This is a genomic window from Rubrobacter marinus, from assembly GCF_011492965.1.
In the GTDB taxonomy this organism is placed as follows: Bacteria; Actinomycetota; Rubrobacteria; order Rubrobacterales; family Rubrobacteraceae; genus Rubrobacter_F; species Rubrobacter_F marinus.
Map to the genome: position 1 here is coordinate 1,789,062 of NZ_CP045121.1, position 13,993 is coordinate 1,803,054.

Sequence of the window (13,993 nt, forward strand, 5' to 3'; positions counted from 1 at the left end):
AGTATCTGTTCCGTGGACTTGCGAGGCACACGAGCAGACGTTCTCGGGGGTACGAGGCGGGCACTTCGGTTATCCGAATGCGATGTCTCGTTTGTTGCGCTTGCGCCTGATCCCATTCCGGTCCTCTGGGCCATTCGAATTTCTTCCATCTCATTTCAGAGAGGAGCACGATGTCTAAAGCTCTGTCATCCGCGCGGTACGACTACGTCCCCAGCCCCGAGGAGCTCGAGCAGATCAACGAGCGGCTCGAGGGCGCGACGCCGCAGGAGATCATCGAGTGGGCGATCGGGACGTACGGGGAGGGGTTGGCCCTCTCGGCGTCGTTCGGCGGCCCGGAGGGGATGTCGCTGCTCGACATGATCTCCGGCCTCACCGACAAGGTGACGGTGCTGACGATCGACACCGGGTTCCTTTTCCGGGAGACGGTCGAGTTTCGCGAGGAGGTCATGGGGGGGCGCTACAAGCTGCCCCTGGAGGTCTTGAGGAGCGAGCTCTCCATCGAGGAGCAGGTCGAGCGTTACGGCGAGGAGATGAGGACCTGCACGCCGGACCTGTGCTGCCAGGTGCGCAAGGTCCAGCCGCTCGCCAAGGCGCTCAAGCGCTACGACGCGTGGATGACCGGCATCAGGCGCGGCCAGACGCCGCAGCGGGCCAACACCCCGATCGTGGCGTGGGACGAGCGCTACGGGGCGGCGAAGATCGCGCCGTTCGCGGCCGTGGAGGAGGACTGGGTACACGAGTACGTCGCCGAGCACGGCGTGCCGGTCAACCCGCTGCTCCACAAGGGCTACAAGAGCATCGGCTGCGAGCCGCAGACGCGGCCCGTCGCCCCGGACGAGGACCCGAGGGCCGGGCGCTGGAGCGGGCTGGACAAGACGGAGTGCGGGATCCACTTCGTGGGGGGACGGATTTCGCGTGGAAACGCTTAGAAAGCACGACAAGCTCAACAGGGTCGAGAAGATAAAGCTCGACCGTCACCCGCTAGAGGTGCGCGAGGCGATCATCCAGACGTACTCGCAGCGCGGCATAAAGGCCATGGACGAGGTGCCCGGCGAGGTCGAGCGGCTCAAGTGGGTCGGGATCTACCCGCAGAAGCAGGGCGGGGACGCGTTCATGATGCGCATGAAGGTGCCGGGCGGCGTCCTGACGCCGGAGCAGGCGGAGACCATCGGCCAGATCGCCATAGACTTCGCCAACGGCCCCATCCCGAACCCGCACTTCGGCAACAACTTCCTCGACCTGACCACGCGCCAGGACATCCAGATGCACTGGATCCAGATGGAGAACGTGCCGGAGATCTGGCGGAGGCTCGAGGAGGTGGGGATGACGACCGTCCAGGCCTGCGGCGACTCCGCCCGCAACGTCCTCGGCTGCCCCGTCTCCGGCCTCGGCCACGACGAGGTCATCGACGCCTTCCCGGTCGCCCAGGCCATCAACGACTTCTTCACCGGCAACCGCGAGTACGCGAACCTGCCCCGGAAGTTCAAGATGAGCGTGACGGGCTGCACGGAGGACTGCGCGCAGGCCGAGATCAACGACATCGGCCTCCTGCCCGCCCGCCTTCCGGACGGCACGCTCGGCTTCAACTTGCGCGTCGGCGGTGGCCTCTCGGACGGCCCGAGGATGGCGTCGGACATCGACGTCTTCGTCAGGCCGGAGCAGGCCGTGGAGCTCACGCGGGCCATCGCCCAGATCTTCGGCGAGCTCGGCAACCGCGAGAACCGCTGGACGAACCGCATGCGCTACCTCGTCCAGGAGCTCGGCCCCGAGGGCTTCCGCGAGGAGCTCGCGAAGCGCGCCGCCTTCGAGCTGACGCCCGCCGGCGAGGACCTCACGAAGCACTACCGCGGCGACCACGTCGGCGTTCACCCGCAGAAGGAAGAGGGCCTGTACTACGTCGGGCTCAACGTGCCCGTGGGGCGCATGAGCGGCGAGCACTTCGTCGAGGCGGCGAGGCTCGCGAAGCGCTACGGCGGCGAGGTCCGGCTCGCCACCGACCAGAACCTCGTCATCACGCACGTCCCCGAGGAGAAGCTCGACGAGCTGCTCGCGGAGCCCCTCTTGAAGCGGTTCTCGCCGAAGCCCGGCGCTTTCGAGCGCGGGATCGTGGCTTGCACCGGTAACGAGTTCTGCCGCTTCGCGATAGTGGAGACGAAGATCCGGGCCGTCGAGTGGGCCAAGGAGATGGACGAGCGGGTCGGCGACGTCGGCCAGGACGCCATCAGGATGCACTTCTCGGGCTGCTCGGCCTCCTGCGCCCAGCCCCAGATCGGGGACATCGGCTTCCGCGGCGAGACCGCGAAGACGAAGAACGCCCTCGTCGAGGGCGTGGACATCGGCCTGGGCGGCTCCTTGGGGCGGGACGCGGCGTTTATCGACTGGGTCGAGGGGGCGAAGCCCGCCGACGACGTGCCGGACGCGCTCGTCGCGGTCTTCGAGAAGTTCAAGGAGGAGCGCCGGGACGGCGAGAGGTTCCACGAGTGGGCCCGCCGCCGGCCGAACAAGGAGTTACGCGGCGCCCTGAGGAGCGCCGGCAGGAACAGGGGGCGGGGCTAATGGCCGGGTTCGACATCCGGGAGTTGATGAACGACATCGACGAGGCGCCCGGCAAGGTCTGGTTCTGGGATTTGGAGAAGGCGGTCATCGACGCCGAGCGGTGCGTGCAGTGCGGCGTCTGCGTCGCGGCGTGCCCGACCGACTCCATCGGGATCGGGAGCGACGACCTGCCGGAGCTCGTAAAAATGTGCACGGGCTGCTCGCTGTGCTGGGACTTCTGCCCGCGCGGGGGGCTTCAGTACGAGGCGACGTGGAAGCTCGAAGACGCGAAGATGGTCGAAGAGGAAGGGCTCTTCCGGGGGGAGTCGGAGGAGGAGCGCCGGGACGAGGAGCTCGACGAGTTCGAGGAGCGGCAGCTCGAGAAGATCACGGGGAACAACGCCGCCGCCGCGAAGGCGTCGGGGATGAGCGTCCCGGACGGCGTCTCCGGCAACGCCCTCGGGACGGTGCACGAGACGTACACCGCCCGGATAAACCCGATGATCGAGGGCGCCCAGGACGGCGGGTTCGTCAGCGCGCTCCTGATCGAGCTTCTCGAGAAGGGCGAGATCGACGGCGCTCTCGTCGCCCGCGAGTCGGAGACCGAGCGGTGGAAGGGCGAGGCGTTTCTCGCCAGGACCCCCGACGAGGTCCGCGAGGCCGCGGGCTCCTTCTACAACCAGACGCTCGCCCTGGGGCACGTGGACTTCAAGGGCTACGACCTGCCGCCGAACCCGAGGATCGCCGTGGTGGGAACGCCGTGCGAGGTCGAGGGGATCAAGGCGATGCAGGCCCGCCCGTGGACGTGGGGCTCCTCCCAGGTCGAGGCGATTACCCTGACCATTGCGCTCCTGTGCACGAAGAGCTTCAACTACGAGAAGCTGATGCTCGACGAGATCCGGGACAAGCGAGGCGTCGACCTCGACAACGTCGGCAGGGTCGACATCATCCGCGGCAAGATGATCGTTCAGGACCTCGACGGCGAGACCATCTTCGAGGAGCCGATCAAGGACTTCCACGGCGCCGCCCTTAAGGGCTGCGACGAGTGCGCGGACTTTATGGGGCACGCGGCGGACATCTCCGTCGGGAGCGTCGGGAGCGCCGACGGGTACTCTTCGATCATCATCCGCAGCGACGAAGGCCTGGACGCGTTCGAGCACGTCCGCTCGAAGCTCGAGCTGCGCGACCTTGACAAGCCGGAGGCTTTGGATAAGCTTGACGCCTTGGACAAGAGGATCGCGTTCAAGAGCCTCAAGAGGGCTTTTGACCCCGAGGCTCCTCTCTTTATCGACTACGAGGAGCACCTGGAGAACTACTCCGGGACGGATCGGGCGCCGGTCGCACACGAAGCGGTGAGGTACTAGTTGAGCGAGACGCGGAGAAGCCTACCCATGCCCCCCGAGCCTTATGCGCTGCGCGCGGAGACGCGCGCCCTGCTCGAGGAGCGCCCCGAGGATGGCATGAAGACCATAAACGACGCCCGATTCGTCGCCGAGACCCTCTGGGAGGAGTGGGGCGACGGTCTGGAGGAGGCCGGAATGCCATACGATACGTTCCTGACCATCGCCCGGGGCTACGCCGGTGAGCTGAGGCTCTGGGTCGTCGGCGAGCGGATCTGGGAGCACTGCGCCGCCGGCCTCGCGGGCCGCGTGACGCGCCGCCTGCCGGACGCCGGCTGCGGCAAGCAGCTCGCCTCCGCGGGGGCCAGCCGATGAGCGCCGCCGACTACACGGCGATAGCGCCGCACGGCGGGGAGCTCGTCGACCGGCGGGCGCCCGTGGACGAGCGCTCCGAGAGGCTCAAGGCCGCCCAGGGGCTTCAGAAGGTCGCGCTCGGGCCGCGCGCCCTCTCGGACCTAGAGATGATCTCGACCGGCGTCTTCTCGCCGCTCAAGGGCTTCATGGGCCGGGAGGACTACAACGCCGTCGTCGAGACGATGCACCTGGCGAACGGGCTCGTGTGGAGCATGCCGATCACGCTGTCGGCGAACGGGGACGAGGCGGACGGCGTCCGCGAGGGCGACGAGGTCGCGCTCACGGACGGGACGGGCAACGTGCTGGCGACGATGACCGTGACGGACCGCTACGGCTACGACAAGATCCACGAGGCCAAGAACGTCTACCGGACCGAAGACGGGGACCACCCCGGCGTGGCCGCGCTGTACCGGCAGGGCGAGACCCTGCTCGGCGGCGAGATAACGCTGCTCGTCGACGAGCCGAACCCGAGGCCGTTCCCCGGCTACTACCGCGAGCCGGCCGAGCTCCGGGCGCTGTTCGCGGAGAAGGGCTGGAAGAAGGTCGTGGGCTTCCAGACCCGAAACCCCGTCCACCGCGCGCACGAGTACATCCAGAAGAGCGCGCTGGAGACCGTGGACGGGCTGCTCCTCAACCCCCTCGTCGGCGAGACCAAGTCCGACGACATCTCGGCGGCGGTCAGGATGAAGTCCTACGAGACGATCCTGGAGAGGTACTACCCCAAGGACCGCACGGTGCTCTCGGTCTTCCCGGCCGCGATGCGCTACGCCGGGCCGAGGGAGGCCGTGTTCCATGCCATGTGCCGTAAAAACTACGGCTGCACGCACTTCATTATCGGGCGCGACCACGCCGGGGTGGGCAGCTACTACGGCACCTACGAGGCGCAGGAGATCTTCAACGAGTTCGAGGGCGAGGAGCTCGGGATCACGCCGCTCATGTTCGAGCACGCCTTCTACTGCACGAGTTGCGACGGCATGGCGACGACGAAGACCTGCCCGCACGACAAGGAGAACCACGTCTTCTTTAGCGGGACGAGGGTGCGCGAGATGCTCCACAACGGTGAGTACCCGCCGCAGGAGTTCTCCCGCCCCGAGGTCGTCGAGGTGCTCATAGAGGGCCTCCGCTCCGAGAAGAACGGCCGGTAAGAGACGCCAAAGTACCCCGCGGGGATAAGCCTCGCGGGGCCGAAGATGGGAGCAGCAATGGAGAATGGGAAGCTGGATCGCGGTTTTACGCTATGGTTTACGGGGCTCTCCGGGGCCGGCAAGACGACCATCGCCGAGATCGTCGAGAAGGAGCTGAGGCGTAGGATCGGGAGCGTCGAGGTCCTCGACGGGGACATCGTCAGGACCAACCTCTCCAAGGGCCTCGGCTTCAGCCGGGAGGACCGGGATACGAACGTGCTGAGGATCGGGTTCGTGGCGAACATCCTGACGCGCAACGGCGTCGGCGTGATCGTCTCGGCCATCTCGCCGTTCAAGGAGGTCCGGGACCAGGTGCGCCACCAGATCGGCGAGGACTTTGTCGAGATCTTCGTGGACGCGCCGGTCGAGGTCTGCGCCGAGCGCGACGTGAAGGGCCTGTACAAGAAGGCCTACTCCGGCGAGATCCCGCAGTTCACGGGCGTCTCCGACCCCTACGAGCCGCCGACCGCGCCCGAGCTCCACATCAAGACCAACCAGGAGGAGCCCCGCGAGAGCGCCGCGCGCGTCGTCGCGCTGCTCGAGGAGAAGGGCTACCTGGAGCCGGTGGAGGAGCTCAACCGCGCGTGATCGACGCCACCCCCGCCCTGTTTGGCCTGCTGGTCGGTTTTCTGGTGGGCCTTACGGGGGTGGGGGGCGGCTCGCTCATGACGCCCTTCCTCGTCATCACGATGGGCGTCCCCGCCCCGACCGCGGTCGGCACGGACCTCGTCTACGCCACCGTCACGAAGGTGGTCGGGTCCGTGCAGCACTACCGCCAACGGTCGGTGAACTTGCAAGTCGCCGTGTTCCTGGGCCTCGGCAGCCTCCCGGCCAGCCTCCTCGGCGTGGGGACGCTGGAGTGGATCAAGGCGAGCTACGACGAAGAGTCGGTCCGCTCGATCATGATCACGATCATCGCGGCGACCCTCGTCCTCGTGGGCTCGTCCCTGATCTACCGCACCTTCTTTATGCGCGAGAGGCCGGCGAGCGCCTCGGATAAGCCGACCTGGGACGGCAAGAGCCCGATGAGCCTCAAGCGGCGCCTCTTCACGGTACTGTTCGGCACCATGGGCGGTTACCTCGTCGGGCTCACCTCGATAGGCTCCGGGAGCATCATGGCGATCATACTGCTCCTCCTCTACCCGCTGGCCCCCGCGGTCGTGGTCGGCACGGACATCGCCCACGCCACGGTCCTCTCGCTCGTCACGGGCCTCGCCCACGCCTCGCAGGGGAACGTGGACTGGGGCCTCGCCGGTACGCTCCTACTGGGCAGCGTCCCCGGCGTCCTGGTGGGGAGCCGCCTCGCGCCCTACCTCCCCGGCAAGCCCCTACGCGTCATCCTCGCGTGCATGCTGATCTTCGTCGGCGCCCGCCTGCTCCTGACCTAGGAGCCCCTCGCGGCGTCGCGGGCCGCCTTGAGGTCCCCGATCGCCTCCTCCCGCGCCTCGTCGTAGCTCGGGGTGCCCTGGAGGCGAAGCAGGTAGGCGGGATGGTAGGTAGCGATGGCGGGCAGGTCGAGGATGGACTCCCTCAGCACGCCGCGGTCCTTCTTCATGGCGAAGGACTTGTCTATGAGCGCCTTGGACGGCGTGTTGCCGAGCAACACGAGGACGTCGGGGCCCACGGCCCTCAGCTCGGGGAGCAGGATCTCGACGCCCTCCCGGACCTCCCCGACCCTCGGCGGACGGTTCTTCGTGCGGCCGTCCTTCTCGGCGGTCGGGCGGACCTTGACGGTGTTCGTGACGTAGACCTCCGAGCGGTCGATGCCGGCCTCCTCCAGAAGCTCGTTCAGGAGCTTGCCGGCCCTGCCCACGAACGGCTTACCGGCCCGGTCCTCCTGCTCGCCCGGCGCCTCGCCGACGATGGCGACGGTAGCGCCCACCGGGCCCTCGCCGAAGACGGCGTTGGGGCCGAGACGTTCGGTCGACTGGCGCTTGAGGTCCTCCCAGGTCGCCTGCCTCTCTTCCACGACTAGCCCGCCTCCGGGGGTAGGGGACGGGCAGGTTCTCTCAAGTTGAATTCTGTTCTTAGCATGGCCCCGATCCTACCCCGACTTCGAGCCGGCAAACGGGGGTTTCCTTACACCTCGTCGATCTGGGCCTTCTGGAGCTTGCCGGAATAGTCCACGTAGATGGACTTCCACTCGGTGAAGGAGTCGAGGGCCTGCTGGCCGACCTCGCGGTGGCCGCCGGTCGCCTTCGTGCCGCCGAAGGGGAGCTGTATCTCGGCGCCGATGGTCCCGGCGTTGACGTAGTTGATGCCGGTGTAGAGGTCGCGCATGGCCCGGAAGGCCGTGTTGACGTCCCGCGTGTAGATCGCCGAGGAGAGGCCGTACGGGGTGCCGTTGTTCACCCGGACGGCCTCCTCGTAGGAGGAGACCGGGATGACGCAGACGGCGGGGCCGAAGATCTCCTCCTGCGCTATCCTCATCCCGGGGTCCACCCCGCCCCAGATCGTGGGCCGGAAGAAGTTCCCCTTCGAGAGGTCTCCCTCCGTCGCCCGCTCGCCGCCGCAGAGCAGGGTGGCGCCCTCCTCCTTCGCGACCTCCACGTAGCCCGAAACCTTGCGGAGGGCCTCCTCGTTCACGAGCGGGCCGACGTCCGTGCCCTCGTCCAGCGGGTCGCCGAGCTTCAGGGCGTTTGCCGCACGAACCAGTCCCTCCGTGAACTCGTCGAGGACGCGCTCGTGCACGATCAGGCGGCTCGCGGCTGTGCAGCGCTGGCCGGCGGTCCCGAAGGCGCTCCAGACGGCGCCCTCCACCGCGAGGTCCACGTCGGCGTCGTCCATGAGGATGATCGCGTTCTTGCCGCCCATCTCGGTGGCGACCTTTTTGTGGGTCCTGTGGGCCTCGCGGGCGATGCTCACCCCGACGGCGGTCGAGCCGGTGAAGGAGACCCCGGCGACTCCTGGGTGCTCGACGAGTGCGGCGCCCGCCTCCTCGCCGAGGCCGAAGACGGTGTTGAAGACCCCTTCGGGGAGGCCGGCGTCGAGGAGGAGCTGGGTGAAGAGCCGGGCGCACTCCGGGGCGTCCTCGGCTGGCTTTAGGACTATCGTGTTGCCGGCGACGAGGGCCGGGAAGCTCTTCCAGGATGGGATGGCGACGGGGAAGTTCCACGGCGTGATCAGGCCGACCACCCCGATGGGCATCCTGATGCTCATGGCGAACTTCTCCGGGAGCTCGGCCGGGACGGTGTCGCCGAGCATGCGCCGCCCCTCGCCCGCGGCGAAGAAGGCCATATCGATGCCCTCCTGCACGTCGCCGCGCGCCTCGGAGAGGACCTTGCCCATCTCCCGGCTCATCGCGCGGGCGAACTCCTCCTTGCGCTCCGCCATGAGCGCGCCCGCGCGGTACAGGATCTCGCCGCGCTTCGGCGCCGGGTAGAGCCGCCAGCCCTCGAACGCCGCCCGAGCCTTCTCGACGGCCCTGCCCACGTCCTCCGCCCCCGAACGGGCGTAGAGGCCCAGAAGCTCCCCATCCGTCGGGCTGCGGTTCTCGAACCACCCCCCGGAGGCCGCCTCGCGCACCTCGCCCCCGATGTGGTTTCCTACGCTCCGCGCCCGCGTCTCGGTCATCTCTTTATCCTCCTGTCGCGTCTCGGACGTTGCCCGTCGCGGCGTCCCGCGGCTCCGGCGCGAACCGGGCGGGGGAGAAGAGCCCGATGGGGTGTTCCGTCGAGCCCTCGGTCGCCAGGTCGGCCAGGATCTCGCCGACGACGGTGCAGAACTTGTAGCCGTGCCCGGAGAAGCCCGCCGCGACCGCGACCGCCTCGAACTCCGGGTGCGGCGCGAGGACGAAGTCGAGGTCCGGGGTGTTCGTGTACATGCACGCCCGCGCGTCGACGCAGCGCCCCGCGAGCGCCGGGACGTGCTCCGAGAGGTACCCGCGCAGGCGGGAGATCTCCCCCTCGCGGACCTCCCGGTCGATGGTCCGCGGGGTGCAGGGGACCCCGCCGGCCCTGTAGAACGCGGCCTTCACGGTCTCCCCGCCGTCCACCGCCGGGAAGGCGTAGAACATGTTGCCGTCGTCCGGCTCCCAGATAAAGATCGGGAACCGCTCGGGGAGGAACGGCTCTACGCCGCCCCCGGGCTCGAACCAGTACATGACCTGTCGCTCGACTTCGAGCGGCAGACCGAGGTCCGTCAGGAGCTCCGGCGCCCACGCGCCGGCGCAAATCACGAGCCTCTCGGCCTCGTAGGTCCCCTTCGGGGGCTCGACCTCTACCCGGTCCCCGGAGGGTGCGGCCTCCCAGCGCGTCACGGGTTCTTCGAAGCGGAGGTCGGCCCCGAGCTCCGAGGCCCGCGAGAGGTGCGCCATCACCGAGCGCTCCGGCCGCACGAAGCCCGCGCGGCGCTCGTACAGGGCGACGGTGTGGGGGGCGGGGGCGAGGGCGGGGAAGCGGCGCCGGAGCTCCCGGTGGTCGAGCACCTCGTGGGGGAGGTCGTGAGACCTCGCGCTCCTGACGCTCCTGGCGACGAGCTCGCCGCTCTCCGACCCGAGCATCAGGCCGCCCGTGAGCGAGAGGAGGTCGTCGCCCGCTTCCCGCTCTAACCCTTCCCACAGCTCGTAGGCGCGCAGCACCAGCGGGACGTAGGCCGGGTCCTCGAAGTACGCCTGCCGGATTATCCGGCTCTCGCCGTGGCTGGATCCCAGCGCGTGGGCCGGGGAGAACTGCTCCAGGCCGAGGACCCGCTTCCCCCTGAGCGAGAGGGCGTACGCGGCCGCGCTCCCCATCCCGCCCAGGCCTACCACGATCGCGTCGTACAAAGGCGCTCCTTCCCTCTCCCGCCATTCTAGCGGCGCGCACCCTCGGGGGCACCCCTCGTTGACCGCCGTCGCCCGCGGTGTTATCACTTGCCGAGGGAGCCCGAGCGCTCCCGTTTTCGTGTCGGACTTTTCGGGAGGTCGTATTGTCGGATCGGGGCGTCGCCGGCGAGAGGGAACAGGGGTACTCGCTCGCGTTCGTGGTCGTCGTCGCGGTCTTCGTGACCTGCCTCGTCGTCGCCAACGTGACGGCCGTCAAGCTCGTCGGGGTCTTCGGGCTCGTGCTCGACGCGGGCACCCTGATCTTCCCCCTCAGCTACATCTTCGGGGACATCCTCACGGAGGTCTACGGCTTCCGGGCGGCGCGGCGCGTGATCTGGCTGGCCTTCCTCTGCAACCTCCTGGCCGTCGGCGTGATCTCGCTGGCCGGCGCCCTGCCCCCGGCCCCGATCTGGGAGGGACAGGAGGCCTACGAGACGATCCTCGGCTACGCCCCGCGCCTCCTCGCCGCCTCCTTCGTCGCCTACCTCGTCGGCGAGCTCGCGAACTCCTTCGTCCTCGCGAAGCTGAAGGTCGCCACGGAGGGCCGCCACCTGTGGGCGCGCACCATCGGCTCCACCCTCGTCGGCCAGGGCCTCGACTCCGCGATCTTCGTGACCCTTGCCTTCGCCGGGACGATCCCCACGAGCGCCCTGATCCCCATAATCCTCACCCAGTGGGTCCTGAAGAGCGCCTACGAGGCCCTCGCCACGCCGTTTACGTACCTCGTCGTGAACCGCCTGAAGCGCCGCGAGGGCGTCGACGTCTACGACCGCGACACGAGCTTCAACCCGCTCCCGCTCGGCAGGTAGCGAGTTCGCGTCGCACCGCGTGCGGCGGACCGGGTCATTGGGGATGCTCTTCGCCTAACCGAACAACTCGACCGTCGCGCTGTGCCCGGGGGCACGAGCAAGTCTTCCGTCCGTGGTAATCAACGGTGCGTCGAGAGCCTCAGCCAGCGCCACGTAGGCCGCGTCGTAAGCGGTGAGGTTTTCGCGCAGCTCCCAGACGCGGCCGGCGAGTGGGGCATGAGGGTAGAGGGAGACGTCCACGTCCAGAAGGTCCTCGAGAGCTTCGTCGCCCCGGGTACGCGACATCTTCCCGCGAAGGGCGTGGCGACGCAGACCATGGAGCACCTCGACGTTGAGCAGATGCGGCGCGTGCAGGCTCTCGCCGGGGGCTTGGAACCTACGGCTTATCGCCGCGGCAGGCTCCAACCTGAGCAGCCAGGCCAGCACCGCCGAAGCATCGAGTACGATCAAGGACCGTCAGCCGAGACCGCGAGGATCGTCCGCGTCCCGCAAGCGCCGGATCGTCACGTCCGGCGGTTCATCCAACTCGACCGGCTCGCGCTGCGCCAGGCGCTCCATAAGCTCCTGGAGGGTCGGCTTTTCGGCCACCCGCTCTATCTCCGAGAGGAGGTAATCCGAGAGCGTCATCCCCGCTTTCGCCGCGCGGACCTTCAGCGTGCGGTGCAGATCGTCCGGCACGTTCCGTATCTGGATCATCTTGGCCATGCGGACAAAAGTATCACATGTGGAGCACATGCTGGATCCGAGGCACCTGTGGGTTAGAGTATGCGGCGACTGGGCGATCTCGACGGAGGTACATCTTGACCCATAACGGCGCTCCGACCTTCGGGCTCTGGTACGACTTCCGGCAGGAGTTGCCGTTCACGGGGAGGTACGCGGACTTCTACGCCGAGTGCCTGGAGGAGATCTCCGAGGGCGAATCCCTCGGCTTCTCGGACGTGTGGCTCTCCGAGCACCACTTTGTCGACGACGGGTACCTGCCGAGCCCGCTCGTGGTGGCCGCCGCGATCGCGGCGCGCACGACGCGCATCGGCATAGGAACGAACGTCCTGCTCCTCCCGATGCACCACCCCTTGCGCGTCGCCGAGGACGCGGCCGTGGTGGATCTCGTCTCCGGGGGCAGGTTCACGCTCGGGTGGGGCTCGGGTACGTCCGGCACGAGTTCGACGCCCTCGGCTTCAACCCCAAGAACCGGCCGTCGCTGTTGGAGGAGGGGTGGAGATCATACGCAGGGCGTGGAACGAGGGGCGCACGGGATTCGAGGGGCGGCGCTGGAGCCTCCCCGACCTCCCCTTCGAGCCGCGCCCGGGGCGGGAGATCCCGATCTACCTCGGCGGCTACACGGAGCCCGCCCTCGACCGCGCCGCCCGCCTCGCGGACGGCTTCCTCGCCTCCAGCGGCCGGGCCGCCCTCGGAGAGACGCGCGCCGTCCTGATGGAGAGGGCCGAGGCCCGCGGCCGGGACGCCTCTACCTTCCCCTTCTACGCCTCCACGACCGTCTTCGTGCACGAGAACGGCGAGAGGGCCTGGGATCTCGTCGCACCCGGCCTCGCCTACCAGGCGAGCCGCTACGCCGAGTGGGGCGCCGACCCCGAGGGGCCCACGCCACACCGCCTCCGCCCGGAGGACCTCCCCCGGAACAAGTTCTTCGTCGGGACGCCGGACGAGGTGGCCGGGAGGCTCGTGGCGCTCCACGAGGAGGCCCCGTACGACCACCTCTGCTTCTGGGGCCGTCTCCCGGGGATCACCCACGAGCAATCCCTCGCCAACATGCGCCTCTTCGCCGAGGAGGTCGCGCCAAGGGTGCGCGAGGGCGTGGGGGAGAGGACCGGTTGAGGGCCCGGACCGACATCCTCTCGGCGGAGGAGACCGCCTTCCTCACGCGCCAGCGCGTCGCCCGGCTCGCCACGGCGGACGCCGACGGTGCGCCGCACGCCATCCCCGTCTGCTTCGCCTCCGACGGCCGAAGCCTCTACATAGCCCTCGACGAGAAGCCCAAGGACGTCCCCGTTTCCCGCCTCAAGCGCGTCCGCAACATCCTGGAGAACCCGAGCGTCGCCCTCGTGGCGGACCGCTACGCCGAGGACTGGGACCTCCTCGCCTACGTCATGGTGCGCGGGAGGGCCGGGCTCGTCGAGCCCGGGGCGGACGATCACGCCGCCGCCGTCAGGCTGCTGCGCGGCAAGTACCACCAGTACGAGCGGATGCGGATAGAGGAGAACCCCGTCATCGCCATACGCCCCGAGCGCGTCGCCTCCTGGGGCGCCCTCGACGCCCCCGACGGCGGGGCCGAGCCGCTGCTCGAGGCCCTCAGGGGGCGTCGCTCCGTCCGGCGCTACCTAGACCGCGAGGTGCCCCGTGAGGCCGTGGAGAAGGTCGTGGAGGCCGCGCGCTGGGCCCCTTCGCCACACGGTACCCAGCCCTGGCGCTTCGCCGTCGTCACGAAGCGGGAGACGAAGGAGCGCCTCGCCGGCGCGATGGGGGAGGAGTGGCGCAGAAACCTGGAGATGGACGGCCAGGACGCCGCCGTCGTCGAGAAACGGCTGGAGGGCTCGCGGGGCCGCCTGCTCGACGCGCCCGTCCTGCTCCTGATCTGCCTCTACGGGGGCGACCTCGACGCCTACCCGGACCCCGAGCGCCAGCGCAACGAGACCACGATGGCCGTCCAGTCGCTGGGCGCCGCCGCGCAGAACGCCCTGTTAGCCGCCTATGAGCAGGGCCTCGACGCGGGCTGGATGTGCGCCCCGCTGTTCTGCCCGGAGGAGGTGGCGAGCGCTTTGGGCCTCGACCCCGAGCTCGTCCCGCACGCCCTCCTTACCCTGGGCTACGCCGCGGGCGACCCGCCGAAGCGGCGCGGGCGCAGGCCGCTCGACGACCTGGTGGTCTACAGGGACTAGGAGCCCCGGC

The 13,993-nt window shown here is 68.8% G+C and carries 15 protein-coding genes and 1 pseudogene; 11 read left to right on the forward strand and 5 right to left on the reverse strand.

The genetic code is table 11. From position 1 onward, the window contains the following. The first annotated feature begins 170 nt into the window (after nt 1-170). From GBA65_RS09080 to GBA65_RS09115, 7 genes are read left to right on the forward strand one after another with little or no spacing between them, the layout of a single operon-like run. A complete protein-coding gene (locus GBA65_RS09080; RefSeq protein WP_166396297.1) occupies nt 171-929 on the forward strand; it encodes a phosphoadenylyl-sulfate reductase in 759 nt (252 codons plus the stop codon). Further along, the gene (locus GBA65_RS09085; protein WP_166396298.1) at nt 916-2,556 is read left to right on the forward strand and encodes a nitrite/sulfite reductase; all 1,641 of its coding nucleotides are present in this window, start codon (nt 916-918) and stop codon (nt 2,554-2,556) included. The genes GBA65_RS09080 and GBA65_RS09085 overlap by 14 nt, the downstream gene beginning before the upstream one ends. Further along, nucleotides 2,556-3,899 carry a Coenzyme F420 hydrogenase/dehydrogenase, beta subunit C-terminal domain gene (locus GBA65_RS09095; RefSeq protein WP_228281776.1) on the forward strand — a complete coding sequence of 448 codons (1,344 nt, stop codon included), beginning with the start codon at nt 2,556-2,558 and terminating at the stop codon, nt 3,897-3,899. The genes GBA65_RS09085 and GBA65_RS09095 overlap by 1 nt, the downstream gene beginning before the upstream one ends. Continuing rightward, complete coding sequence (locus GBA65_RS09100) at nt 3,900-4,250, forward strand: hypothetical protein (protein ID WP_166396299.1); 351 nt, start codon at nt 3,900-3,902, stop codon at nt 4,248-4,250. Further along, a complete protein-coding gene (gene sat / locus GBA65_RS09105; protein ID WP_166396300.1) occupies nt 4,247-5,434 on the forward strand; it encodes a sulfate adenylyltransferase in 1,188 nt (395 codons plus the stop codon). Before GBA65_RS09100 ends, sat begins: the two co-directional genes overlap by 4 nt. A gap of 57 nt (nt 5,435-5,491) precedes the next feature. Next, on the forward strand, nt 5,492-6,061 hold the full coding sequence (cysC, locus tag GBA65_RS09110) for an adenylyl-sulfate kinase (RefSeq protein ID WP_166396301.1): 570 nt from the start codon (nt 5,492-5,494) through the stop codon (nt 6,059-6,061). Continuing rightward, entirely contained in the window at nt 6,058-6,861 is an 804-nt protein-coding gene (locus tag GBA65_RS09115) for a sulfite exporter TauE/SafE family protein (RefSeq protein WP_166396302.1), read from the forward strand. Before cysC ends, GBA65_RS09115 begins: the two co-directional genes overlap by 4 nt. Here GBA65_RS09115 and GBA65_RS09120 read toward each other — a convergent pair. The 3 genes from GBA65_RS09120 to solA form a co-directional block, all read right to left on the reverse strand. Continuing rightward, nucleotides 6,858-7,442: a uracil-DNA glycosylase gene (locus GBA65_RS09120; protein ID WP_166396303.1), complete on the reverse strand. Its 585-nt coding sequence runs from the start codon at nt 7,440-7,442 to the stop codon at nt 6,858-6,860. The two genes, GBA65_RS09115 and GBA65_RS09120, sit on opposite strands and share 4 nt — an antisense overlap. A gap of 110 nt (nt 7,443-7,552) precedes the next feature. Then, nucleotides 7,553-9,046: an aldehyde dehydrogenase family protein gene (locus tag GBA65_RS09125; RefSeq protein ID WP_166396304.1), complete on the reverse strand. Its 1,494-nt coding sequence runs from the start codon at nt 9,044-9,046 to the stop codon at nt 7,553-7,555. Nucleotides 9,047-9,050: 4 nt separating this feature from the next. Next, on the reverse strand, nt 9,051-10,205 hold the full coding sequence (solA, locus tag GBA65_RS09130) for an N-methyl-L-tryptophan oxidase (RefSeq protein WP_166398424.1): 1,155 nt from the start codon (nt 10,203-10,205) through the stop codon (nt 9,051-9,053). Nucleotides 10,206-10,381: 176 nt separating this feature from the next. Here solA and GBA65_RS09135 point away from each other — a divergent pair, with 176 nt between their 5' ends. After that, nucleotides 10,382-11,086 (forward strand): queuosine precursor transporter, encoded by a 705-nt coding sequence (locus GBA65_RS09135; RefSeq protein WP_207956276.1) that lies wholly within the window; start codon nt 10,382-10,384, stop codon nt 11,084-11,086. Between the two features lie 54 nt (nt 11,087-11,140). On the opposite strand, the gene GBA65_RS09140 is transcribed toward GBA65_RS09135, so the two are convergent. Both GBA65_RS09140 and GBA65_RS09145 read right to left on the reverse strand, forming a co-directional pair. Continuing rightward, entirely contained in the window at nt 11,141-11,536 is a 396-nt protein-coding gene (locus GBA65_RS09140; RefSeq protein ID WP_166396305.1) for a type II toxin-antitoxin system VapC family toxin, read from the reverse strand. A 6-nt stretch (nt 11,537-11,542) separates the two neighbouring features. Next, the gene (locus tag GBA65_RS09145) at nt 11,543-11,791 is read right to left on the reverse strand and encodes a FitA-like ribbon-helix-helix domain-containing protein (protein ID WP_207956277.1); all 249 of its coding nucleotides are present in this window, start codon (nt 11,789-11,791) and stop codon (nt 11,543-11,545) included. A gap of 17 nt (nt 11,792-11,808) precedes the next feature. On the opposite strand from GBA65_RS09145, the pseudogene GBA65_RS26310 reads away from it, so the two are divergent. The 3 genes and pseudogenes from GBA65_RS26310 to GBA65_RS24190 all read left to right on the forward strand — a co-directional run. Continuing rightward, nucleotides 11,809-12,183 (forward strand): annotated as a pseudogene (locus tag GBA65_RS26310) (LLM class flavin-dependent oxidoreductase); the annotation flags it as partial. A gap of 118 nt (nt 12,184-12,301) precedes the next feature. Beyond that, nucleotides 12,302-12,922 (forward strand): LLM class flavin-dependent oxidoreductase, encoded by a 621-nt coding sequence (locus GBA65_RS25150; protein ID WP_166396307.1) that lies wholly within the window; start codon nt 12,302-12,304, stop codon nt 12,920-12,922. Continuing rightward, complete coding sequence (locus GBA65_RS24190) at nt 12,919-13,983, forward strand: TIGR03668 family PPOX class F420-dependent oxidoreductase (protein ID WP_228281779.1); 1,065 nt, start codon at nt 12,919-12,921, stop codon at nt 13,981-13,983. Before GBA65_RS25150 ends, GBA65_RS24190 begins: the two co-directional genes overlap by 4 nt. The last annotated feature ends 10 nt before the right edge of the window (nt 13,984-13,993 follow it).

Coding starts and splice junctions, on each gene's coding strand:
- GBA65_RS09080 (WP_166396297.1), top strand. CDS start 171: ATGTCTAAAGCTCTGTCATCCGCGCGGTACGACTACGTCCCCAGCCCC.
- GBA65_RS09095 (WP_228281776.1), top strand. CDS start 2,556: ATGGCCGGGTTCGACATCCGGGAGTTGATGAACGACATCGACGAGGCG.
- sat (WP_166396300.1), top strand. CDS start 4,247: ATGAGCGCCGCCGACTACACGGCGATAGCGCCGCACGGCGGGGAGCTC.
- cysC (WP_166396301.1), top strand. CDS start 5,492: ATGGAGAATGGGAAGCTGGATCGCGGTTTTACGCTATGGTTTACGGGG.
- GBA65_RS09125 (WP_166396304.1), bottom strand. CDS start 9,046: ATGACCGAGACGCGGGCGCGGAGCGTAGGAAACCACATCGGGGGCGAG.
- solA (WP_166398424.1), bottom strand. CDS start 10,205: ATGGGGAGCGCGGCCGCGTACGCCCTCTCGCTCAGGGGGAAGCGGGTC.
- GBA65_RS09145 (WP_207956277.1), bottom strand. CDS start 11,791: ATGGCCAAGATGATCCAGATACGGAACGTGCCGGACGATCTGCACCGC.